Origin of the sequence: uncultured Mucilaginibacter sp., from assembly GCF_903893715.1 — a bacterium.
Classification (GTDB): Bacteria; Bacteroidota; Bacteroidia; order Sphingobacteriales; family Sphingobacteriaceae; genus Mucilaginibacter.
Window position 1 is genome coordinate 15,560 of record NZ_CAITNG010000152.1, and the last position, 21,475, is coordinate 37,034.

The following is a 21,475-nucleotide window of genomic DNA, read 5'->3' on the forward strand; positions in this document are numbered from 1 at the left end:
GGTTACCCCGCTTTATGCTAAGTAACGAAATTATATAGATACAAAAAAGCTCCGATAAATACCGGAGCTCCTTTTAATTATTTGTACGGTATTTTGTTAAGCCACCTTTAGTTTTTTCAAATCCGATTTATCAAACTTCTCTAAAGCGTAATCTATTGTAACCGTAAGGCTCTTTACATCTTTTTTAGATGGGAACTCGAACATAGCATCAATCATAATGGCTTCGCATATCGAGCGGAGACCACGTGCCCCTAATTTAAATTCCATCGCTTTGTCAACAATAAACTCCAATGTTTCCGGCTCGAAAGTTAACTTGATGCCTTCGTATTCAAACAGTTTGGTGTATTGCTTTAACAGCGAGTTTTTAGGCTCGGTCAATATATTCCTTAACGCACCCCTGTCGAGCGGGTTCAGGTAGGTGAGTACCGGTAAACGGCCAATCAACTCGGGTATCAAGCCAAAGGCCTTTAAATCCTGAGGGGTAATGTATTTGTACAGGTTTTTCAGGTCAACGTCGTGGTCTTCGTTTTTAAACTTATAACCAACGGTTTGGGTGCGCAGGCGATTAGCTATCTTTTTCTCGATACCATCAAATGCGCCGCCACAGATGAACAGGATATTGCTGGTATTCACCGTAATCATTTTCTGGTCGGGGTGTTTACGACCGCCTTGCGGTGGTACGTTCACCATGGTGCCTTCCAATATTTTTAATAAAGCCTGTTGTACGCCTTCGCCCGATACATCACGGGTGATGGATGGATTATCGCTTTTGCGGGCAATTTTATCTACTTCGTCGATATAAACAATACCACGTTCGGCGGTAGCTACATCATAATCAGCAGCTTGCAGCAGCCGGGTTAAAATGCTTTCCACATCTTCGCCTACATACCCGGCTTCGGTTAATACGGTAGCATCACAAATGCAAAAGGGAACGTTCAATATTTTGGCGATGGTTTTGGCCAGCAAGGTTTTGCCTGTGCCGGTTTCGCCAACCATAATGATATTCGATTTTTCGATTTCAACTTCGTCTTTCTCGATTTTTTGGTTCAGACGTTTGTAGTGGTTGTAAACAGCTACCGAAAGTACCTTTTTGGCATCGTCCTGACCGATAACATACTGATCGAGGTGGGTTTTTATTTCGAGTGGTTTTAATATAGAGCCCGCCTGGCCCGGGCTTTTTACCTTGCGCACCTTCAGTTCTTCTGCCAATATTTCGTTGGCCTGGTTAACACATTTATCACAAATGTGAGCGTCCAAACCGGCTATCAGCATCAACGAGTCTTGCTTACCGGCACCACAAAATGAACACTTTATGTCTTTACTGTTTTTAGTCATCACAATGGCTTTGTATCAAAAATACAAAAAATAATTCAAAAGGTAGTAATCTATGATTAATCAACAATTAACCATAATACGGTTAAAGGATGCAAAAGGTTTACATCCTTTAACTATTATGTTATAATTTGTTAACTATTAATTACTTCTTTGCGTTGCCGCGTAATATTTCGTCAACCATGCCAAATTCTTTTGCTTCTTCGGCAATCATCCAGTAATCACGGTCTGATGCTTCCCAAACTTTTTCGTAGCTGGTTCCGCTGTGGTCGGCTATAATTTCGTACAACTCTTTCTTCAGCTTGGTGATTTCGCGGTAAGATATTTCGATATCCGAAGCCTGACCTTGCGCGCCGCCTGACGGCTGATGTATCATAACACGGGCGTGAGGCAAAGCGGCGCGTTTACCTGCGGTACCTGCACAAAGCAATACGGCACCCATCGAGGCGGCCATACCTGTACAGATGGTGGCTACATCGTTAGTGATGAATTGCATGGTATCATAGATACCCAAACCGGCATAAACCGAACCACCCGGAGAGTTGATATAGATTTGTATATCGCGTTTACCATCGGTTGATTGCAGGAACAATAGCTGCGCCTGGATGATGTTGGCAATATTCTCATAAATGGCATCGCCTAAAAATATGATACGATCCATCATCAGACGTGAGAAAACGTCCATTTGGGCTACGTTTAGTTGGCGCTCTTCGATGATGTATGGCGTCATGCCGGTAGGTATACGTGCATTATCGACACGTGAAATAAAACTGTCGACAGCGAGACTGTTTATACGGTGATGCTTTACAGCATATTTGCGAAATTCATTTTTGTCAATATTCATGGTCTTTGGGTTTTTTGCATAGTGCTAAGCGCATGGCGCAAAGCGTTTTAGTTTGGGGTGAAAATTAGTGTTTTTTTGGCATAGTGCAAGGTGCATAGTGCAAAGAGTAAAATTTTTACAAATACATTATGCGACCGCTCCTTTTATATTTGTTCACAAAGTTTTTGAAAAAGCCATGATCATTCTTGATAAATGATCCAACTCTTCTTTTTTCTTCTCTAACATGGCAGGTGAAATATACTTACGTATTTCAAATACAATAAGCATATTAACTACTTCGAAAGTTGACCGGTGTGAAAAATTAAGAAAGTTTTTAAAATCAGAATCAGACCGAGAGCCCGATCCTTCTGCTATATTGTTAGAAATACTCAACGTCGCAGACCTGAATTGTTCTGCGAAACGGAATTGTTTATTTGTTTCTAACTGGTCGGCAAGGTCAAAAAGTTCATTTGATACCTCAATGGCTTTTTGCCATATTTTCAAATCCTCAAAACGAAATTTCATGTTTTTTCAGATAAAGATAAAGCGCCTGAAGTACAATGCAAAACATTATACCACAGGCGCTTTCTTAACTTTACGCTATGCGCTTTGCTCTATGCGCTTAGCTTTGAAAACTCGTCGTGGTTTATTTGTTTTTTATCCAAGGTAACAATGCCTTTTAAAAAGTCTAAAGTTTTAACTGCTTTAACTTCTTCAAAAATTTTGTTGCCATTTTCTTTGTTTTGCAGGTATTGTACGGTGTATTGCGCCAATTGCTCTTCGGCTAACGGCTGCGGGCTGTACATCCTGAACTGGGCATCTAAACGTTGCTTTGCTAATTCAAACACATCTTCGTATTTTATTTCGATGCTGTTTTCCTTAATGATTTTGTTTTCAATCAGTGTCCACTTCAGGTTTTTTGCAAAACTGTCGTAATCCTTGTCCAATTCTTCGTCGGTCAGTTTTTCGTTGGTGGCTTTTAACCAGCGTTTTAAAAACTCATCGGGTAAATCGAATTGAATTTTGTTTAAAGCGTAGTTGTATAAGTCGTTTTGCAATCTGCGTTCAGCATCCTGGGCGCTCATCGCTTCAACTTCTTCGGTTATTTTAGCTTTAAACTCTTCTTCGGTGGTAACCACACCTGCTCCAAATAACTTGTCAAAGAACTCCTGGTTCAAATCGCTTTCTTCCAGTCGGTTTACATTTTTCACTGTTAACTGAAATTTTGATTTCAGGTCGGCAGCTTCATCTTCTTCGATATTTAAAAGGCCGGCAACTTTGGCGGCGTCATTATCAAATGCTTTTTGGATATCGAATGTTAACACATCTTCTTTTTTCAGGCCAATCAACGATTTTTTTATTTTCTCGTCTTTTATCTGGTCCAAACGTACCGATGTGGTATTGCTTATCCCACCTTCAAAAACAGAACCATCCGGCGAAAGTTGTTTCAATTCGCTGTAAAGCACATCATCGTCTGCCGATACGTCAGGATTTGTCATTTTGCCATAGCTGCGGCGTATGTTTTTGATACGGGCGGCAAGTGTTTCATCGTCAACCTTGATCTCGTATTGGGTCAGTTTATCGGCCGATGAAAAGTTTACTTCAAACTCGGGGGCCAAACCCACTTCGTAGTTAAACTCAAAGTTTTCAGCAAAATCCCAATTCAAGTTGGTGTTATCATCAATTTTAGGCAATGGCTGCCCTAAAACCTCTATTTTATTTTCGGTGATGTAATTGTTAAGTGAGTCGCTCAGCAGGTTGTTTATGGTATCTGCCAAAATGCTTTTGCCGTACATTTTTTTGATGTGGGCAGGAGGGACCATACCCGGGCGGAAGCCGGCTATTTTTGCTTTTTTAGCATTTTCTTTAATGGCTTTGTCAACCTTGGGTTGGTAATCTTCGGGTTGGATCTTTATGGTAACGATGGAGTTTAAACTGTCGATTTTTTCCTGTGTGATATTCATTCCGTTGTACTATTTGAATTTAGAGGGTGCAAAGGTAGGAAATTTCTTATAAAAACCAGTCAACCGTATGAGCCGAATTATAAAAAGCTCTATTATTCCCCGCAACATTAAACCAAATTGTGCGTAAACAGTCAGATAATAGATAATTAGTTTGTTACAATACGATTACAAATACTTTTATAGTTTTGCGATCGTTTTCCTCACAAATTAATTAAGCTCCCTTAAAAATTTATATTTGATTAGACATTTATGCGCGTTGGATTTTTACTGATTTTCTTCTTCCTTTTAATTGGTCGCGCATCCGCACAGGAATCGTTTTCTGCTACTTCCGGGCATACTGCTTCAACTTCTGGTGGCTCCGTTGATTTCCTTTTGGATTCTACCCGTCAACGTGACATTATCGATATTTTTCATGGTTTATTTGACAAAGTAAAAAACCCCGACGAACGAAAATTGCCAAAAAGGGTGAATATTGCATTGATACCTACGTTAGGTTATACCTTATCGACAGGTTTTGTGTTTGGGTTTAGCGGCGTGGCGACGTTTAATACACAAAAAGACAATAGCTCAAACATTTCGACAATCAACATGCAGGCGCTGCATGATGCACATAGCCAGAACATTTTTTTTATGCAATCGAATCTATGGGCCGATCACGACAATTATAAATTTGTTTCGGATTACCGCATAGAAAAATACCCTGATATTACCTACGGTTTGGGCGATACCACCACGAGCCAAAGGCCCGATCCAATTACCTATAACTATTTGAGGTTATACCAAACCTTGCTGCGAAAGGTTGTTTCGAATTTTTATGTGGGCATTGGTTATGATCTGGATATACATTACAACATTGTAGAAGATATTGTTCAGGCCAAAAGAAAAAATAAAACGCCAATATTGACGGAGTATGAAATATATGCCGGCGTTAAAACAACCTCATCGCCAAATACCACCTCATCGGGCTATACCTTTAATTTTTTATACGATAGTCGCACAAACCCCGAAAATTCGTTGGGAGGTGCTTTTGTGGATGTAATTTTCCGAAATAATTATATGTTTTTGGGTAGTAACTCCGATTACTCGACAGTGACACTCGATGCGCGCAAATATTTCAAGCTGACTAAGCATAAAAATGATGTGATAGCCCTGTGGACTTACGATTGGTTGACTCTGGATGGTAAACCCCCATATCTCGACTTGCCAAGTACCGGTGCCGATATGTACAACAACACCGGCCGGGGCTACCCGATAAACCGGTTCAGGGGTAAACACATGCTGTACCTGGAGGCCGAATACCGCTTTGGGATAACACGAAACGGTTTGTTGGGCGGGGTAATATTTGGCAACGCCGCAAATTATTCTACCAATATTATCCCCCCGGCCCCCGGTGCGCCATCCGATAATTTGAACAATATTATCCCTGCCGGCGGCCTGGGTGCCCGTGTAAAAATCAATAAACATTCCAATACCAATCTTTGCGTTGACTATGGTTTCGGCATACAAAATTCGCGCGGCTTTTTCGTAAATTTGGGCGAAGTATTCTAAACGCCAAAACGCTCAATGAGCCATTATCCCAAACATGAAATTATAGCCTGCGACCGCTGCGGAACTACATTTGAATGTAAGGCCAACTCCTTCACCAAATGCCAGTGTACCACTGTACAACTCAATTTAAACGAAACGCAATACATTAGCGAACTATTTGATGGCTGCCTTTGCGCCAAATGCCTGGCCGAACTGAAGCAGGAGTATATTGCCCGTTATGTGTAAAAATTCTTGTTTTTAGACAGGCCCTAACGGATATTTTACATCTTTGTGCCGCCGGCAATTTTCTGGTCGGCTGTATAAATGACTAAAGCCGAATATTTTTTTCGCATACTGATATTAGGGTTATTGACTGCCTTGGGCCCATTTTCCATCGATATGTACCTTCCGGGATTTCCGGCGATAGCTAAAGACCTGCATACTACGGTAAACGAAGTATCGTTATCGCTCACCAGTTATTTTATAGGTTTGGCAGCAGGGCAGCTGTTGTATGGGCCGCTATTAGACAGGTTCGGTAGGAAAAAGCCTTTGTATGTGGGGCTGGTAATTTATATTGTGGCATCGCTTGGGTGTTTATTTGTGGTTTCGCTCAATCAATTGGTGGCGTTAAGGCTGTTGCAGGCATTGGGCAGTTGCGCCGCTGCGGTAACCTCAGTAGCCATGGTTCGCGATTTGTTCCCGATATCCGAGAATGCCAAAGTATTTTCGTTATTGATGTTGGTGGTGGGCTTGTCGCCTTTGCTTGCACCGACAGTGGGCGGCTATGTTACTACTTTTTTTGGCTGGCACGCGGTTTTTATTGTACTTGGTGGCATTGCCATATTGCTACTTTTTGCGGTGATATATGGCTTGCCCAGCGCTTACAAGCCAGACCACGAACTATCGTTAAAGCCGCATACCATAATGGCCAATTTTATTAAGGTATTGGCCGTGCCGCAGTTTTATACCTATGCACTTACAGGTGCCCTGGCATTTGCCGGGCTGTTTGCGTATGTGGCCGCATCGCCCATGGTATTCATGAAGATTTTTGATTTGAACAAGCAGCAATTCAGCTTGCTGTTTGCGTTGCTGGCAGGTGCGTTTGTGGTTTCAAGTCAGTTTAATACACTGGCTTTGCGTAAATACAGCAGCGCACAACTCATTGTTGCCGCCTTATCGGTACAGGTAATTTCGGGTATCGTGTTTGTGTTGTTGGCGGTAAGTGGTTTTTTGAACCTGACTACGGTGGTAGCCTTTGTGTTTTTGTTTTTATGCTGTTTGGGCTTTATCAGTTCGAATGCATCAGCACTAAGCATAGCACCCTTTGCCAAAAACGCCGGTAGTGCTTCGGCACTGATGGGGGCCATCCAGTTGGGTATCGGCTCGTTGGCTACGATGGTGCAGGGTATATCCAAAAGCTATTCCTTAGTCCCGCTGGCTGCGGTGATGACCATATCATCCATACTTGGCCTGTTTATTTTATTGATTGGCAGGCGTAACATTAAAAATAATGTGGAAGCCGGCAAAGGTAATGTGCCTGTACATTAAGTCGCGACAAGGATATTTTGAAGCCATAAATTTGCGAATTGGGGGTTTAATAATTAGCTTGCAGCACCAATTTTATAACCCGATGAAAAACTATATTATCGCATTTGCATTTATGTCGACCGCTATATTTAGCGCTACTGCGCAAACTGTTATCCCGCTTTACAGCGGAAAAATACCCAACTCGATTGACGTGCCCGACCCGGAGGTAAAAACGGTTGATAAAGGGGGCAATGTGCGCAATGCTAAAACATCGGTACCTACACTTGAGGTGCGGTTGCCCGCAAAAGAGATTGCCAATGGAACAGCGGTTATTATATGCCCCGGAGGGGGATACACCTATACATCGTACACCCATGAAGGTACCGAAATTGCAGCAGCGTTTAACAAAATGGGCGTTGCGGCTTTTATATTGAAATACCGGATACCTAGCGACGCCTATATGGTAAACAAAACAATTGGCCCTTTACAAGATGCGCAAACCGCCATCAAAATAGTACGGATGCGCGCAGCGGAATGGGGGGTTGATACGGCTAAAGTTGGGATAATAGGCTTTTCGGCTGGCGGGCATTTGGCATCAACTGCGGGGACACATTTTAACAAGCCCGTTATCGAAAACAAAGAAAACACCAACCTGCGGCCCAGTTTTATGATATTGGGCTATCCGGTAATGGATTTGAGCGATAGCCTGATGCACAAAGGCTCGAGGGATAATTTACTTGGGCCAAACCCTTCGCCCGAATTGCAGCGGGAGTACTCGGCCAATTTGCAGGTTACCAAACAAACGCCCCCAACATTTATAGTGCATGCCGAAGATGACCGTACGGTTAAAGTGCAAAACAGTATTGTGTTTTACCAGGCCCTGTTAAAGAACGGCATACCTGCCGAAATGCATATTTACCCCAAAGGCGGGCATGGCTTTGGCATTAACGATACCAATACCGGCCATTGGATTGACCGTGCGCAGGATTGGATGAAAGCGAATGGGTGGATTAAATAGCCCCTTCGGCCAACTAAAGGAGGAGAAGAGAATTTAATATCGAACACCCAATAATGAATGCTGAATTTTGAAATACTTCGGCGTTCGATATTCGATATTTAATTTAAATATGAACAAGGATACTGTAAAAGGCGTCGTACAGCTTTTTTAAGGTTGGCGGGTCGGTAATGGCTTCGTCTATAAACAACTCGAGGCAGGGCATTTTGAGCTCGACGTGAATAATATGGCGTTTTACCACACCAAAATGAAAGTTCGTCAACTTTTCGAATACGGCCCGGGCCTTGGGATTGCTAAAAAGGTATTTCATCTTAGCCGCGTCGTTGGTTTTAATGATGAGGTGCTTGTCGAGCTCCGGATAGCCGATAACAACATCTTCCATACCAAAAAACTTGCCTACTTCATCAATAAAATGCTCCTCGTGCATGGCAAACTTAAAATCTGTTTCGGGCAGTTGCGCTGCAAATACGGTTGATGAATAGCCGCTCTCAAAACCACCCCCAATATCAATTTCTATATCAAGATTGACTTTATGGTGGTTTTTGTCGATAACAATATCGTATTCAAATTGGTTTTCTTCTTTGCTAAGGTCGAGGCCAATCTCTTTCCAAACTTTCTCATCGGCATGGCCGGTTATAACGTGTTGTGTTTTCATATTGGCTGATACTAAGATTGAAACGAAAGAACAAGTTTAATGTTTTTTAGTTATATAGTCATCCGCTGTCATATCTATAGCCAGGCATTTCAGAGGTAAATATTTTTTTTTGTGTCGGATTTTAAATGTTTATAACTAACAAAAGAGGCCGTTCCAAACGGAACAGCCCCTAAAAAAAATGGTTTAGGATTGAAACCCTTTATAATGTTACACCGCTTTTAAATATCGCGATTTCGCGGAAGCCGGCGCGCTCGTGATTGGCTTTTTCGCCGTTGGCAATACGGATGATCTTGTCGACCAATTCTTCCAAGCCTTCGTCGAAAGTTTTGTCTTCAGCCAAAGGGCCTGCATTATAGTCTATCCAGTGGGGTTTGTTCTTAGCCAACTCGGAGTTGGTCGATATCTTTAAGGTAGGGATAAAGCTACCGAAGGGTGTACCGCGGCCAGTGGTAAACAATACCATGTGGCAACCCGATGCCCCTAAAGCTGTGGTAGATACCAGGTCGTTACCCGGCGAGCTTAACAAGTTTAAACCTTTGGTATGCAGGCGTTCGCCGTATTTTAGTACATCTACCACAGTGGCAATACCGCCTTTTTGGGTACATCCTAACGATTTATCTTCCAAGGTAGTGATACCGCCTGCCTTGTTACCCGGTGAAGGGTTTTCGTAGATGGGTTGTTTAAGGTCGATGAAGTATTGTTTGAAATCGTTGATAAGGTGTACTGTTTTGTCGAACACTTCGGGGCTGATGCAACGGTCCATCAGGATGGTTTCGGCACCAAACATTTCAGGTACTTCAGTCAAAGTGGTAGTACCGCCCTGGCTGATCAGGAAATCGGAAAAATAACCTACCAATGGGTTGGCTGTAATACCCGATAAACCATCGGAGCCACCGCATTTTAAGCCCACTTTCAGTTCGGATAGCGAAACAGGTTCGCGTACGTCCTTGCTTACCTCAGCATAAATCTCTTTTAGCAAGGCAATAGCGTCGCTCACTTCATCCTGTACCTTTTGGGTTGACATGAATTTGATGCGGCTGCGGTCGAAATCGCCCAGTGAGTCGGCAAACTCGTCGATTTTGTTGTTTTCGCAACCTAAACCTAATACCAATACGCCGCCGGCATTGGGGTGCATGGCAATATCGCCTAAAATTTGGCGGGTGTTTACGTGGTCGTCGCCCAGTTGTGAGCAGCCGTAGTTGTGTTTAAACACTTCCATGCCATCAATACCGGTAGGGTTAACCTCGGCTTTAAACTCACGGATAATTTGTTCAGCAATACCGTTAACGCAACCTACGGTCGGTACAATCCAGATTTCGTTACGGATGCCCACTTCGCCATTTTTACGGCGGTAGCCGTTAAAGGTAAGGTGTTTATCCTTATGCGGCAATTCGGCAAAATGCGGGTTGTAGCTGTAATCAAATACTTCGCCCAGTTTGGTGCGTACGTTGTGTACGTGTACGTGCTCGCCGGTTTTGATGGCTTGAGTAGCTTTACCAATAGGATAGCCGTATTTGGTGATATCGCCGCCTTCGGCAATATCAGTTAGGGCTATTTTATGGCCTTTTTCCACATCGTTCAACAAAACGATGTTTTTGCCGTCAACGTTGATAGTTTCGCCTGCCGTGAAGTTTCTTAAAGCAATAACAACGTTGTCGCGCGAATTGATTTTAATGAGTTCTTTCATTCTTTTTACTTATATCATTTCGATGGCTTTTTGCATGCCAAATTTTTCAATATTGATGAGGTGTCTGGTAACCGCATCGGTTAAGCCTGCAACTTTGTTCAGGTCCATTTTCCAGTTCTTTTCCAAACCTAAAATATCGGTTACAACGGTTTTTAACGAAGCATCGCTACCATCGGCTTTTGCCCAGGTATCTTTCATTAAAGCCAAGAGGGTAGGGTCGTCGTTCAGGGCGATGGTTTCTTCGCCGCGTTTGCCTTTGTAGAAAGCGATGGTTGATGCCAAAGAGAACGCCAAATGTTGCGGAATAGTGCCTTTGCGTTTGATATACTCTAAAACCGACGGTAATACACGGGTTTCGAACTTTGACCATGAGTTTAATGAAATACTCATGAGCAAGTGTTTGATGTATGGATTACGGAAACGGTCCATTACTTCGGCAGCAAACTGCTGTAATTCTTCGTCAGGAAGATCTAAAGTTGGGCATATCTCATCGAACGTTGCCGCTTTGATAAATTTACCCACTACAGGGTGTTCTACTGCTTCGCGCACGGTATCTATCCCGTAAAGGTAAGCAACAGGTACCAGCGTAGTGTGTACGCCGTTCAGTATCCTTACTTTACGTGTGCGGTAAGGCGTAACATCCTTAACGTATAACACATTGAGACCAATAGATGGGAAGGGCAGTTCTTTTTGCAGACTTTCAGGCGCTTCAATCACCCAAAGGTGGAAGTGCTCACCTTCAACTACCTGATTATCAGTATAGCCTAATTCGGCAGTAATTTCGGGCATGCGCTCGCGTGGGTAGCCGGGAACGATCCTATCCACCAAAGTATTGCTCCAGGTACATGCTGTGTTTAACCAGTTTACAAAAGCGGCTTCGTAACCCCATTTTTCTGACAATTGTAGTATAATGCGTTTTAAGTTATCGGCATTCTTCTCGATCAGCTCGCAAGGGATAATGTGCATACCTTTTGATGCATCGCCTTTAAAGGTATCGTAGCGGTGCTTTAACCAAACAGCCAGTTTTGCCGGGAACGAGTTTGGCGGGGTAGCTGTTGGCAGGTCAGTGTCATCGTAAGCAATACCCGATTCTGTGGTATTCGATATGACATAGCGCATATCGGGGTTTTCGGCAGTTTTTAAATACTCAGCATATTGCTCGTATACTTTAATACCACGGCTGATGACGTTGATGGTTTCGTGGGTGCTTTCGGCTTTACCGTTTTTAAGACCGCGCATGTAAAGGGTGTACAAACCGTCTTGTTCGTTCAGCATATCAACCATACCCTGAGGGATGGCCTGCACTACCACTACCGAGCCGTTAAAGTTGGCTTTTTTATTCAATTCGTTAAACATCCAGTCGACAAAGCAGCGTAAAAAGTTGCCTTCGCCAAATTGTAATACCTTTTCGGGGAATGTTTTGTAGGCCGGATAAGAGCTTTTATTCAATTGCATTTTGTATAAATAATTGGTTTACGGCGCTAAAAGTAAATAATGCGAAATGAATAACTGTCATGATTAACCGTAATTATTAACGGGAACGATTGCACTGGATGTGCAAAGGTTTAAATGTGTCCCGATAGCTATCGTGATGCAAATGACCCGGAACGTGCTTCTGAATAGTAGTTGAAACAATATCGTTTATCATACCGTATAACAAGCCATTTAAAACCCTATTTAAAATTAAACAATTGATATGAAAAGATTATTACCATTAGTATTGCTCTTCGCGGTACTTATTGCAGGGTGCGATAAAGGCACTATAGTATTAACTCAACCCGATCCGGCCAACCCGATAGTGGGCGATTGGAAACAACAATCGGAAGTGGTTACTTTATTTGTTTCGGGTGCGCAAGTTGCTCAAAAAAGCATCCCGGTTAACACCAATAACTATGTTGAGTTTCGCAGTACCGGCGTATTGGCCAATTACACCTATGTTATAGCAAATAACTATACCGAAACAGATGGCACTTTTCTTTCGTCGAACAATAACACCACCCTGAGCATGACGGCCCAAGGGTATACACAAACCTTTCAAACCAATTTTACCAATAGCAATAATACCGTAACGCTTACCGGCTCAGGTGTTTCGGCTACAGGTTTGTTAACTTATACCATCAATGGTGTAACCTATCAGGCCGATGCAGCTACCGCTGTTATTACCATGACGAGGATGTAATTGTTGTTTCAACGGACAAATAGTTAATATATAATTTAAAGGCTCGACAACTTTTTTAAAAGTTGTCGAGCCTCTTTGTTTTAACCTGAAGATGAATGAAGGACCACCCGGTTCTTTAGACTTATTCCTTTACATAGTGCATACCCACCACTCCGTTTTTTAACATTACGCTTTCGGCCAATTTAAGCTTGATGGACGTTTTTAAATCCCCGAAAAGAGGAGTGCCCACACCGAGGATGATGGGGTTGTAAAACAACCAATAATCGTCGATCAAATTATCTTGCATTAGCGAGCGGACAAGCGTTGGGCTGCCAAACATGACGATATCGGCACCGGGCTGTTGTTTTAGTTTGTTGATATAGGCCGGCACGTCGGTGCTAACAACGGTCTTTTTAGGGTCGTTGGAAGGGGGCAGCGTTGTGGATATGATGACTTTATCGACCGTTTTGTACCATGCGGCATGGTTGATAGCGTGCTTGCTGGCATCGGGCGCGTCGGCAGCGGTGGGCCAGTAAGCATCCATAATTTGGAAGGTGCCGTGGCCGTACAGGGCCAGGTCTGACTGTGCGCTTTGCTTTTCGGAGTATTCGAACAATTCATCGCTGATGTTTACCCATTCGAGGCCGCCTGTGGCGCTATTGGTACGCCCGTCGAGCGAGACGTGCATAAATGAAACTAATCTTCGCATGTTATTGGTGTTTAATTGCACAAACTTATTGAAATATAGATTTAAAAAAAAGGGTGGATTACGACAAATTAGGGGGCGTTGAAAACGTTAAACTATAATAAGCACTCGTTACAAACGAGCGCAGGATGTAAAATATCATATTGAATACCTAATTTTAATCCAACAAAAACAAACATCATGAACAGCAATGTAAAGCAGGCCGTACCCTTTTTTATGGTGGCCGATATACAGGCTTCGCTGCGTTTTTACGTGGATGGGCTGGGTTTTGAGATGCAAAACAAATGGATAAACAACGGCAAACTGGCCTGGTGCTGGCTGGCGATAGGTGGGGCGGCCATTATGCTGCAGGAGCACGTTATCGGCTTTAAACCTTTAGGCAAAAAGGGCGAAGGCGTATCGGTTTGTTTTCAATGTGCCGATGCGCTGGCCATTTATGATGATGCTCTTGCAAAAGGACTAAACCCTAAAGAACCCTTTGTAGGCAACGGTATGTGGGTATGCGCTTTTACCGACCCTGATGGTTATAAGATTGATTTTGAAAGCCCGACCGATGCGAAGGAAGAAACGACGTTGAGCGAGTGGAAGCGGTGAGGGGCATTTAATCGTTTGAGATGTCGATATAACGGCTGACCAATTTTCGATTTTTTATCAGCCAAACTGCGCTGTAAGAACCCGCTCCATCACTATTTTGACTCATATATAGGTATATATTCCCCTTTTTATCAAAGTAAACATTCATACTATTTATATTTGGTTCAAACAAGTCGTTGTAGCTATACGGCGGTATGTCGACAACCTGTCCGTGTATTTTTAGAGATATGCCACTTAATTCGTTATGTGGCATATTCTCGTCTGTACCATAAAACTGCCTGCCATCTATTTTTGCAATACCCGCATCGCAATTTGAACATGAACCGCTTTTGGTTATCTTATGCTCTTTAACGATAAAGGCCTTAGTTGTTAAAGTTAGTAACAGGGAGTCGTTTTTAATGATAACTTTATTTATAGATACCTGACGGTGATTTATCGCCTTATCTATATGTGGCAGGTTTTCAATCGGAATAAACCTGTTACTGTAAATGTAACCTTCAGTGGGTGCATAGGGTGCACTGCCTACTTTTTTTATGTTACCGGTAGTATAATCTGTAAAACAAGTGTTTTCGAAGAGAACTTTCACCCACAAGTCTTTTATGCTTTCACTGTCGTATGAAAATATTTGGTTTTCATATAATTTGTCAACTATTTCGGTATTTGCTCCTTTGCCTTTTCTTACATTTACAAAACCGTCGGGGTCATTGATAATGGCCAATTGGGCTTGGGTACTGGTCAAAATGCCGGTAAAAAACAAAAATAGTAGACACTTTTTCATCCTATCATAAAACAAAATTTACCGGGATAAAATATTGCACACGCCGTTTTATGCCGCCTTGTGTACCGGGTGTCCAGTTTCCGGCTGCCTTTACTACCCGTACAGCTTCTATGCCCAACGCTTCGGCAGGCGTGCGCACTACTTTAATATCCGTCAGGCTGCCATCTCTTTCAACGACAACTTGCATGATTACCTTGCCTTGCACATGGTCCGCTTTTTCTCTTGCAGGGTATTGGATATGGTCGGTAATGTATTTGTAAAACGCTGCGCTGCCATTGGTCGGTACAGGTTGAACCTCAACGGCGGTATACACAGCATTTGTATCGGTTATGGCAACTGTATTTTGCGCTTTCAAACTGATATTGGCGAAAAGTAAGATGGCTAGTAAGAAGTACTTTTTCATAAATTGTTATTTATGTTAAACATAGTTAAAAATTCACGAATTGCTATTCGGGATTTTTATTTGCGGAAATTTTTCGCTATATTGTATGGAATGGCGCAGAGCGCAAGGAGCGGAGCGTAAAGCGTTATTTTAGAATCAAGAACCGAGAATTAAGAAAAAAATGAAACACCCATATTTACCCATATTTTTTGCCATTAGGTCATCGAGGCATTAAGTCATTTTTAATTTGCACATTTACAAATACGCACATTAATACAACACCCATAAATACCCATGTATTTCGTGATTGAGTCATTGATCATTAATTCATTTTTAATTTGCATCCCGATAGCTATCGGGAGCACATTTACTCATTCGCACATTCAATCAACACCCATAAATACCCATAGTGATGTTAAGGAAATCGGTTAAAGCGTCAATCAGTTTCATACTTGTACTCTTGTTTGCTGCGCACGCGTCAGCTGAAACGGTTTTAAAGCCCGATAGCGCTATTAAAGTACCTGTTGGCGGCAATGGCTGGCTCAACAAGGGCGCGAGGGCGGTAATTGGTGATAAGGGTTTGAGCGGCTGGTCGGCAAAAGGGGATACGTTGAGTGTTTATGTTTACCTGCAGGCTGCGGGTAGTTTAGATATATCGGTAAGGTTATTGGTGCCCGATGGCCAAAGTAAACTGATGCTGATAGCAGGTAAACAGCGGTTTATAAAAACAGTAAGGGGCAAGGATACTACGGTTGTTAATTTTGGTAAGATTGCCGTCGTTCAACCCGGTTACCGGCGGCTTAAATTGGTGGGGCTATTTAAAACAGGTACTGTTTTTGCAGATGTGTCGGATTTTGTATTGAGCGGTACGGCCTTATTAAAAGGCGCGGCGTACGTAAAAAATAATGAGGGTAATTATTACTATTGGGGGCACAGGGGGCCTTCGGTGCATTTAAGCTATAAGGTGCCGGCCGGCACAACGGGCAAGGTGGAGTGGTTTTATAACGAGGTTACGGTAAAACCGGGCGATGACGTAATCGGCTCTTATTTTATGGCCGATGGGTTTTCGGTTGGGTATTTTGGGATGCAGGTCAATTCGGCAACCGAGCGGCGCCTGCTGTTTTCGGTGTGGAGCCCGTTTAGTACGGACGACAAAAACAAAGTGCCGGACAGTCTCAAAATAAAAATGCTGACCAAGGGCGCCCTGGTGCATTCGGGCGAGTTTGGGGGCGAAGGGTCGGGCGGACAAAGCTACCTGGTGTATCCCTGGAAAGCAGGTAAAACCTATTGCTTTTTGATGCACGCCGAACCTGATGCAGCTACCAGGACGACGATATTTACAGCCTATTTTAAAGAGAAAGCCGAAAGTGCCTGGCAACCAATGGCGAGCTTTAGGCGGCCGCAAACAGTAACCTATTTAAAAGGCCTGCACTCCTTTTTGGAGAACTTTGAGCCCGAAATGGGCAATGTTACGCGTAAGGTGTTTTTTGGCAATGAGTGGATGGTGGATGATTCGGGTAAATGGTTCCCGGTAACCGATGCTGTTTTTACAGGGGATGCCACGGCCAACATCAATTACCGTAAAGATTATAGCGGCGGGGTAAAGGGTAACCTGTTTTATTTGCGCAATTGTGGCTTTTTTGACGATTTTACGAAACTTAAGACCAATTTAACAAGACAATCGGGGAGCGAGAAACACCCGGATATTGAATGGAAACTGTTGCCTTGATTTGCCGATAAAAGAACAAGGAGCAAGGATGAAAGAAAAAACAAAACTAAATATACCCATAATTACCCATAGCGTTTATAATTTGCCGTTACCTTATCAGCACATACGCACATTTACTCATTTGCACATTGAAACATAGTTTTTTTTATATTTTTGAGGCTACATAATTTTATACCATGACCGAAGTTAGACACAACTGGACCACCGAAGAAATTTCTGAAATATACTATAGCCCTTTATTAGACCTGGTTTATCGCGCGGCAACCATACACCGCGAAAACAAAGATTATGCCGAGGTGCAAATCAGTTCGCTGATATCGATAAAGACCGGCGGCTGCCCTGAAGACTGTGCATATTGCCCGCAAGCCGCCCGTTACAACACAGGTGTTGACGTACATGCCATGATGCCCAAAGAAGTGGTAGTTGCGGCAGCGCAAAAAGCGAAGGCCGGTGGAGCATCGCGCCTGTGCATGGGTGCCGCTTGGCGCGAAGTTCGCGATAACCGTGATTTCGACAAAGTGATTGATATGGTAAAGGCCGTTAACGAAATGGAGATGGAGGTTTGCTGTACCCTGGGTATGCTAACCGAAAGCCAGGCACAGCGTTTAGCTGATGCAGGTTTATATGCCTATAACCACAATTTGGATACATCGGAAGAAGATTATAAACGCATTATCACTACCCGCAGTTATGATGAACGCTTGCAAACCCTGGAACACGTGCGCAAAGCGCATATCACCGTATGCAGTGGCGGTATCATTGGCTTAGGCGAAACGGATGCCGACCGCATATCGATGCTCAAAACCTTATCAAACCTGCCACAACACCCGGAATCGGTGCCCATCAACGCCTTGGTCCCTGTAAAGGGAACGCCTTTGGCGGATCAGCCCCGTGTTTCGATATGGGATATGGTGCGGATGATAGCGACGACTAAGATAGTTATGCCGAAATCGGTAGTACGCCTTTCTGCCGGCCGTACCGAAATGAGCACGGTTGAGCAGGCATTTTGCTTTATGGCGGGTGCCAACTCGATATTTGCCGGTGAGAAGCTGCTGACCACACCCAACCCAAGCTTTAGCGATGATATGGCCATGCTTGAACTGTTGGGCCTGAAACCAAGGGAAGCGTTTAAGAATGGCAGGCCGGGAAAGAAGTTGGAGGAAGTGGTAGCGTCTTAAGTAGAAAAAGGGGCGGCTTGAAATAATTTCAAGTACTTTTTTTCAAAACAAGAATTTACACCAAGCGAAAACGTTCAAATCACCAATTCTATTGTGGATTTTTATAGATGTTGATAAGCTCTTGCTGAAGGGATAAAAGACCGATTTTTGAGCGCTGTGGCCTATAGTTATTAACAAAGGCTGTTAATAACTATAGTTTTTGTGTTAACAACCGGTTCATAAATCGAGTCGTTTTTTTCTTGACGGTAAGGATATAATCACTACCTTAGAATTATCAAGAACGACGTACTTTAACAGCCTGGCAAGAAAATCAGAAATTGAATCGGGGGAGTCTTCGGACGAACTAAGGAGCAAAAGAAGATATTCAAAATCGAACAAGAAACAGGAGCCGTGAGGCCACCTACAAAAAATGAGATAGCCGATAAGGGCACTACGGAAACATTGCAGCACTCTATGGGGCAAAGCAGTGAAAGAAGGAGGCATGATTGCCGGATCGCGAAGACCGAAAGGACAGAGCAGGATCGAATCTGGGTTAAGCACACAAAACTTGGTAACTTCCGGGGAGCTATGGCAAGCCGCGAAGAAGAAACGGAAGTTCAACTCGAAAGATGCGGCTTCCGTTTTCGTTTTTAAGGGGTTTTGGCTTAAGCCAGATTTCGGCCAGCATTCACTATTCCGTATACAGTCCTCACAACCAGCTTGTTATATACCGCGTAGAACTTGTCGTCGGGTGGCAGGGTATTCAATTGCTGTAAGGCAAAATGTTGGAGTATTACCAATGGCAATACCACCTTCTCGCGTATGGCGATGGATTTGCGTTCTACCGGGTATTCCTGCATTAGCACGTCGCTGTCGGTTAACGACAGCAGCAACTCGCGGGTGAGTTCAAATTCGGCTTTTAACTTAGTCCAAAACACGCCAAAAGTTGGGTCGTTGACCAGATAAGCTGTAATGCGGAAGTCGGACTTCGACATCGACATCATACAGTTGTCAATCATGGTCTTAAAAAAGCCCGATACACGATACAGTTCCTTTAAGCCTTCCCAGCTTCCGGCATCCTTCATATGCTGTAAAGCGGTGCCCACACCATAAAAACCGGGTATATTCTGTTTTAACTGGCTCCAGGAGGTTACAAAGCTGATGGCACGAAGGTCTTCGAGCTTCAATTCCGTGCCGGCGTTACGCTTAGTGGGGCGACTACTGATGTTGATGTTGGAGAGGAGCTTTAACGGGCTCATCTTTTCAAGGTATTGCAGAAACAAGGGATGCTCGCGCAATTCCATGAAGGCGCCATGGCTTATTTCGGCCATTTTAGAGATGAGGCTTTTGTGCGCGTCATCAATCAGGTCGTTGGTGTCAGGGTTTAAGGCTGATACAATGCCCGCATTGATGAGTTGCTCCATATTGAAGCGGGCGGTATCCAACGAACCGTATTGCGAACTAACGGTTTGGCCTTGTACAGTCAGCTGGATATGGTCATTGGCAATTTCTTTTCCCATCGACGAGTAAAAGCGGTGCGTTTTGCCGCCGCCACGTGCAGGCGGGCCACCGCGACCATCGAAAAATGCCAGGCTGATACCGTATTCCAGCGCTTTGGCAGTCAACTCGACCTTGGCTTTGTATATCGACCAATTGGCCATCAAATAGCCGCCGTCTTTGGTACTGTCCGAAAAGCCCAGCATAATAGTTTGCTTGTTTCTGCGCCTTTGCAGGTGTTCTTTGTAGAACGGATGAGTGTACAGGCGCTCCATTACTTTGGCAGCAACCGTGAGGTCGTTCACCGTCTCGAATAGGGGCATAAAATCAACGCTCAGCGTCTCTTTTTTCCATCCCGACCATAGGAAGAGGTTCATCAACTGCAAAATATCCGATGCTTGTTGGCAATTGCTGATGATAAAGCGCTGACATGCTTTTTCGCCGCTGGCCTGTTGTATCTCTTTCATCAGCCGAATGGTACCCAACGTATCTTTTACCATGCTATCGGCATCATCCGATGGCTTAAAGTCGATTTCGGTAAACTGTATAGCTTTTAGCTTGTTTTCTTCATGAAGTGTAAAATAGCCTGGCTGGCCTAAGGTACCTTCGGGGTCTTTTTCAAAGCAATATTTATGCACGCTACGTAGTATACGGCTATCCTGCCTGATATCAAGCGTAGCAAAATAACAGCCAAATAACCTCACCTTACGTATTAAGCTGTCGACCAATTCAACAAATAAAGAATAGTTATCGTTAGTTAAAACCTCCTTTACCGTAAACAGGTGGCCTAAAATTTCGGCTTGCTGATTGGTAGGTTTAGGGTTATCATTATACGCGTTGTGGTAGAATACTTTTTCGAGCGCACTCATGGCTTGGTTCACTCCACGGAAAGTGATTCGTTTTTTTAACGTCCTGAACTCACGGTAATAGCATCTGAAAAGCGCTTTGCGCAAATGCGCCGCAACAGCCTCTGTACTTTGAACGGTTACATTCGGGTTGCCGTCCCTATCGCCGCCCGGCCAAAAACCAAGCTCAATAGTCTGGTGTCCGGCATCTTCAGGCAGGTCAAATTCTTCGTCCAAACTGGTTTGGATAGAACCCGCGGCATAGTAAAATATGTTCTCTAAAAACCAGGCAAGGCTAACGGCCTCGTCCACCGGCGTTGGCGACGTTTTATTGAAAAACGGCGTTTTGCCCAATTGCTGTAAAAGCAGGTTTACCGAGTTAATATCATCATGCTTCAAAGCCTCGCTAAGGTCGGTCATGATACCTAATACCGGACCCGGGTAGAACTGAGTAGGGTGGGCGGTCAATACCAATCGCAGCGAGAATTTTTGCAGCTTTTCGCTGATGCTGGCGCGCACCTGGTCGCGGGCGGTAGCTTGCTGTACCAACCCTTTAACCGTACCACCATCTTCAGTATAGCCTAATTTACTAAAAGCAGCATCTTCAATTGAGTCGAACAATACCACCTGACGTTCAATATATTGTATGAAGCGGAACAAACGGTTCAAACGTTCTTCACGGTCTATATCGGGTACATACTTTTCAAAAAAGCCTCTTATTATCGCTACGGGCGAAAGTTCTTCAGCCGCACCTTGCTCGCAGTGCGAACTGAAAAAAGGCAACAATATACCGGTGTCTTTAACCTGATAAAAGGGCAGGGTCAAAAACAGACTGTTATACAACTCAAAACGGGTAACTACTTCCTGATTAAAGGCGGTTTCTTTTTGGCTGAGTTTTAAAACTGATGTCATATAGCTGATAGTAGTTTGACTGTAATCGGGTCTGTTTTTTGCACTTTTTGTAACAAAGGCTGAAAATAGTTAAAACGATTGAAATTTTAATGCTTTATTTATAAATGCTACCAAATTAATATACTTTTTATCGATTTTACCATCAATTGATATTTTTTTCGGGTACCTAAGATGTTATATCTTCGTA

The 21,475-nt window shown here is 43.5% G+C and carries 19 protein-coding genes; 8 read left to right on the top strand and 11 right to left on the bottom strand.

The genetic code is table 11. The annotated features are described in order from the left end of the window. Positions 1-96: 96 nt before the first annotated feature. From clpX to tig, 4 genes are all read right to left on the bottom strand, one after another. Positions 97-1,335 (bottom strand): ATP-dependent Clp protease ATP-binding subunit ClpX, encoded by a 1,239-nt coding sequence (gene clpX / locus QZX97_RS18015; protein WP_295649284.1) that lies wholly within the window; start codon positions 1,333-1,335, stop codon positions 97-99. 142 nt (positions 1,336-1,477) lie between these two features. Further along, positions 1,478-2,176: an ATP-dependent Clp endopeptidase proteolytic subunit ClpP gene (gene clpP, locus QZX97_RS18020; protein ID WP_295649286.1), complete on the bottom strand. Its 699-nt coding sequence runs from the start codon at positions 2,174-2,176 to the stop codon at positions 1,478-1,480. 153 nt (positions 2,177-2,329) lie between these two features. Next, on the bottom strand, positions 2,330-2,680 hold the full coding sequence (locus tag QZX97_RS18025) for a four helix bundle protein (RefSeq protein WP_295649287.1): 351 nt from the start codon (positions 2,678-2,680) through the stop codon (positions 2,330-2,332). Positions 2,681-2,769: 89 nt separating this feature from the next. Further along, complete coding sequence (gene tig / locus QZX97_RS18030) at positions 2,770-4,119, bottom strand: trigger factor (protein WP_295649289.1); 1,350 nt, start codon at positions 4,117-4,119, stop codon at positions 2,770-2,772. A 249-nt stretch (positions 4,120-4,368) separates the two neighbouring features. On the opposite strand from tig, the gene QZX97_RS18035 reads away from it, so the two are divergent. The 4 genes from QZX97_RS18035 (at position 4,369) to QZX97_RS18050 (ending at position 8,191) form a co-directional block, all read left to right on the top strand. After that, positions 4,369-5,667, top strand: a complete 1,299-nt coding sequence (locus QZX97_RS18035; RefSeq protein ID WP_295649292.1) for a BamA/TamA family outer membrane protein — start codon at positions 4,369-4,371, stop codon at positions 5,665-5,667. A 15-nt stretch (positions 5,668-5,682) separates the two neighbouring features. Continuing rightward, positions 5,683-5,892 carry a cysteine-rich CWC family protein gene (locus QZX97_RS18040; protein ID WP_295649294.1) on the top strand — a complete coding sequence of 70 codons (210 nt, stop codon included), beginning with the start codon at positions 5,683-5,685 and terminating at the stop codon, positions 5,890-5,892. Between the two features lie 78 nt (positions 5,893-5,970). Further along, complete coding sequence (locus QZX97_RS18045) at positions 5,971-7,194, top strand: multidrug effflux MFS transporter (protein ID WP_295649296.1); 1,224 nt, start codon at positions 5,971-5,973, stop codon at positions 7,192-7,194. An 82-nt stretch (positions 7,195-7,276) separates the two neighbouring features. Then, complete coding sequence (locus QZX97_RS18050; RefSeq protein WP_295649299.1) at positions 7,277-8,191, top strand: alpha/beta hydrolase; 915 nt, start codon at positions 7,277-7,279, stop codon at positions 8,189-8,191. Between the two features lie 103 nt (positions 8,192-8,294). Here the strand turns inward: QZX97_RS18050 and QZX97_RS18055 are convergent, their stop codons facing one another. From QZX97_RS18055 to QZX97_RS18065, 3 genes are all read right to left on the bottom strand, one after another. Then, the gene (locus QZX97_RS18055; protein WP_295649301.1) at positions 8,295-8,843 is read right to left on the bottom strand and encodes a hypothetical protein; all 549 of its coding nucleotides are present in this window, start codon (positions 8,841-8,843) and stop codon (positions 8,295-8,297) included. A 199-nt stretch (positions 8,844-9,042) separates the two neighbouring features. Then, positions 9,043-10,530 carry an altronate dehydratase family protein gene (locus QZX97_RS18060; protein WP_295649303.1) on the bottom strand — a complete coding sequence of 496 codons (1,488 nt, stop codon included), beginning with the start codon at positions 10,528-10,530 and terminating at the stop codon, positions 9,043-9,045. 9 nt (positions 10,531-10,539) lie between these two features. Then, positions 10,540-11,985: a tagaturonate reductase gene (locus tag QZX97_RS18065; RefSeq protein ID WP_295649305.1), complete on the bottom strand. Its 1,446-nt coding sequence runs from the start codon at positions 11,983-11,985 to the stop codon at positions 10,540-10,542. Positions 11,986-12,226: 241 nt separating this feature from the next. Between QZX97_RS18065 and QZX97_RS18070 the strand changes: the two genes are divergently transcribed. After that, the gene (locus QZX97_RS18070; protein ID WP_295649308.1) at positions 12,227-12,709 is read left to right on the top strand and encodes a hypothetical protein; all 483 of its coding nucleotides are present in this window, start codon (positions 12,227-12,229) and stop codon (positions 12,707-12,709) included. Between the two features lie 121 nt (positions 12,710-12,830). On the opposite strand, the gene QZX97_RS18075 is transcribed toward QZX97_RS18070, so the two are convergent. Continuing rightward, positions 12,831-13,397, bottom strand: coding sequence for a dihydrofolate reductase family protein (locus QZX97_RS18075; protein ID WP_295649310.1), 567 nt, complete (start codon positions 13,395-13,397; stop codon positions 12,831-12,833). Between the two features lie 177 nt (positions 13,398-13,574). Between QZX97_RS18075 and QZX97_RS18080 the strand changes: the two genes are divergently transcribed. Beyond that, on the top strand, positions 13,575-13,988 hold the full coding sequence (locus tag QZX97_RS18080) for a VOC family protein (RefSeq protein ID WP_295649312.1): 414 nt from the start codon (positions 13,575-13,577) through the stop codon (positions 13,986-13,988). 7 nt (positions 13,989-13,995) lie between these two features. Here QZX97_RS18080 and QZX97_RS18085 read toward each other — a convergent pair whose 3' ends face one another. Both QZX97_RS18085 and QZX97_RS18090 read right to left on the bottom strand, forming a co-directional pair. Next, positions 13,996-14,766, bottom strand: coding sequence for a hypothetical protein (locus QZX97_RS18085; RefSeq protein ID WP_295649315.1), 771 nt, complete (start codon positions 14,764-14,766; stop codon positions 13,996-13,998). Between the two features lie 4 nt (positions 14,767-14,770). Then, positions 14,771-15,169 (bottom strand): energy transducer TonB, encoded by a 399-nt coding sequence (locus tag QZX97_RS18090; protein WP_295649317.1) that lies wholly within the window; start codon positions 15,167-15,169, stop codon positions 14,771-14,773. A 391-nt stretch (positions 15,170-15,560) separates the two neighbouring features. Between QZX97_RS18090 and QZX97_RS18095 the strand changes: the two genes are divergently transcribed. Continuing rightward, positions 15,561-16,877, top strand: coding sequence for a DUF3472 domain-containing protein (locus QZX97_RS18095; protein WP_295649319.1), 1,317 nt, complete (start codon positions 15,561-15,563; stop codon positions 16,875-16,877). Between the two features lie 176 nt (positions 16,878-17,053). After that, complete coding sequence (gene bioB / locus QZX97_RS18100) at positions 17,054-18,055, top strand: biotin synthase BioB (protein ID WP_295649322.1); 1,002 nt, start codon at positions 17,054-17,056, stop codon at positions 18,053-18,055. Between the two features lie 644 nt (positions 18,056-18,699). Here the strand turns inward: bioB and QZX97_RS18105 are convergent. After that, positions 18,700-21,288, bottom strand: coding sequence for a phosphoenolpyruvate carboxylase (locus tag QZX97_RS18105; RefSeq protein ID WP_295649324.1), 2,589 nt, complete (start codon positions 21,286-21,288; stop codon positions 18,700-18,702). Positions 21,289-21,475 lie beyond the last annotated feature (187 nt).

Excerpts from the sequence above, each read along its gene's own strand:
- clpX (WP_295649284.1), bottom strand. The coding sequence starts at position 1,335 with ATGACTAAAAACAGTAAAGACATAAAGTGTTCATTTTGTGGTGCCGGT.
- clpP (WP_295649286.1), bottom strand. The coding sequence starts at position 2,176 with ATGAATATTGACAAAAATGAATTTCGCAAATATGCTGTAAAGCATCAC.
- QZX97_RS18025 (WP_295649287.1), bottom strand. The coding sequence starts at position 2,680 with ATGAAATTTCGTTTTGAGGATTTGAAAATATGGCAAAAAGCCATTGAG.
- tig (WP_295649289.1), bottom strand. The coding sequence starts at position 4,119 with ATGAATATCACACAGGAAAAAATCGACAGTTTAAACTCCATCGTTACC.
- QZX97_RS18035 (WP_295649292.1), top strand. The coding sequence starts at position 4,369 with ATGCGCGTTGGATTTTTACTGATTTTCTTCTTCCTTTTAATTGGTCGC.
- QZX97_RS18040 (WP_295649294.1), top strand. The coding sequence starts at position 5,683 with ATGAGCCATTATCCCAAACATGAAATTATAGCCTGCGACCGCTGCGGA.
- QZX97_RS18045 (WP_295649296.1), top strand. The coding sequence starts at position 5,971 with ATGACTAAAGCCGAATATTTTTTTCGCATACTGATATTAGGGTTATTG.
- QZX97_RS18050 (WP_295649299.1), top strand. The coding sequence starts at position 7,277 with ATGAAAAACTATATTATCGCATTTGCATTTATGTCGACCGCTATATTT.
- QZX97_RS18055 (WP_295649301.1), bottom strand. The coding sequence starts at position 8,843 with ATGAAAACACAACACGTTATAACCGGCCATGCCGATGAGAAAGTTTGG.
- QZX97_RS18060 (WP_295649303.1), bottom strand. The coding sequence starts at position 10,530 with ATGAAAGAACTCATTAAAATCAATTCGCGCGACAACGTTGTTATTGCT.
- QZX97_RS18065 (WP_295649305.1), bottom strand. The coding sequence starts at position 11,985 with ATGCAATTGAATAAAAGCTCTTATCCGGCCTACAAAACATTCCCCGAA.
- QZX97_RS18070 (WP_295649308.1), top strand. The coding sequence starts at position 12,227 with ATGAAAAGATTATTACCATTAGTATTGCTCTTCGCGGTACTTATTGCA.
- QZX97_RS18075 (WP_295649310.1), bottom strand. The coding sequence starts at position 13,397 with ATGCGAAGATTAGTTTCATTTATGCACGTCTCGCTCGACGGGCGTACC.
- QZX97_RS18080 (WP_295649312.1), top strand. The coding sequence starts at position 13,575 with ATGAACAGCAATGTAAAGCAGGCCGTACCCTTTTTTATGGTGGCCGAT.
- QZX97_RS18085 (WP_295649315.1), bottom strand. The coding sequence starts at position 14,766 with ATGAAAAAGTGTCTACTATTTTTGTTTTTTACCGGCATTTTGACCAGT.
- QZX97_RS18090 (WP_295649317.1), bottom strand. The coding sequence starts at position 15,169 with ATGAAAAAGTACTTCTTACTAGCCATCTTACTTTTCGCCAATATCAGT.
- QZX97_RS18095 (WP_295649319.1), top strand. The coding sequence starts at position 15,561 with ATGTTAAGGAAATCGGTTAAAGCGTCAATCAGTTTCATACTTGTACTC.
- bioB (WP_295649322.1), top strand. The coding sequence starts at position 17,054 with ATGACCGAAGTTAGACACAACTGGACCACCGAAGAAATTTCTGAAATA.
- QZX97_RS18105 (WP_295649324.1), bottom strand. The coding sequence starts at position 21,288 with ATGACATCAGTTTTAAAACTCAGCCAAAAAGAAACCGCCTTTAATCAG.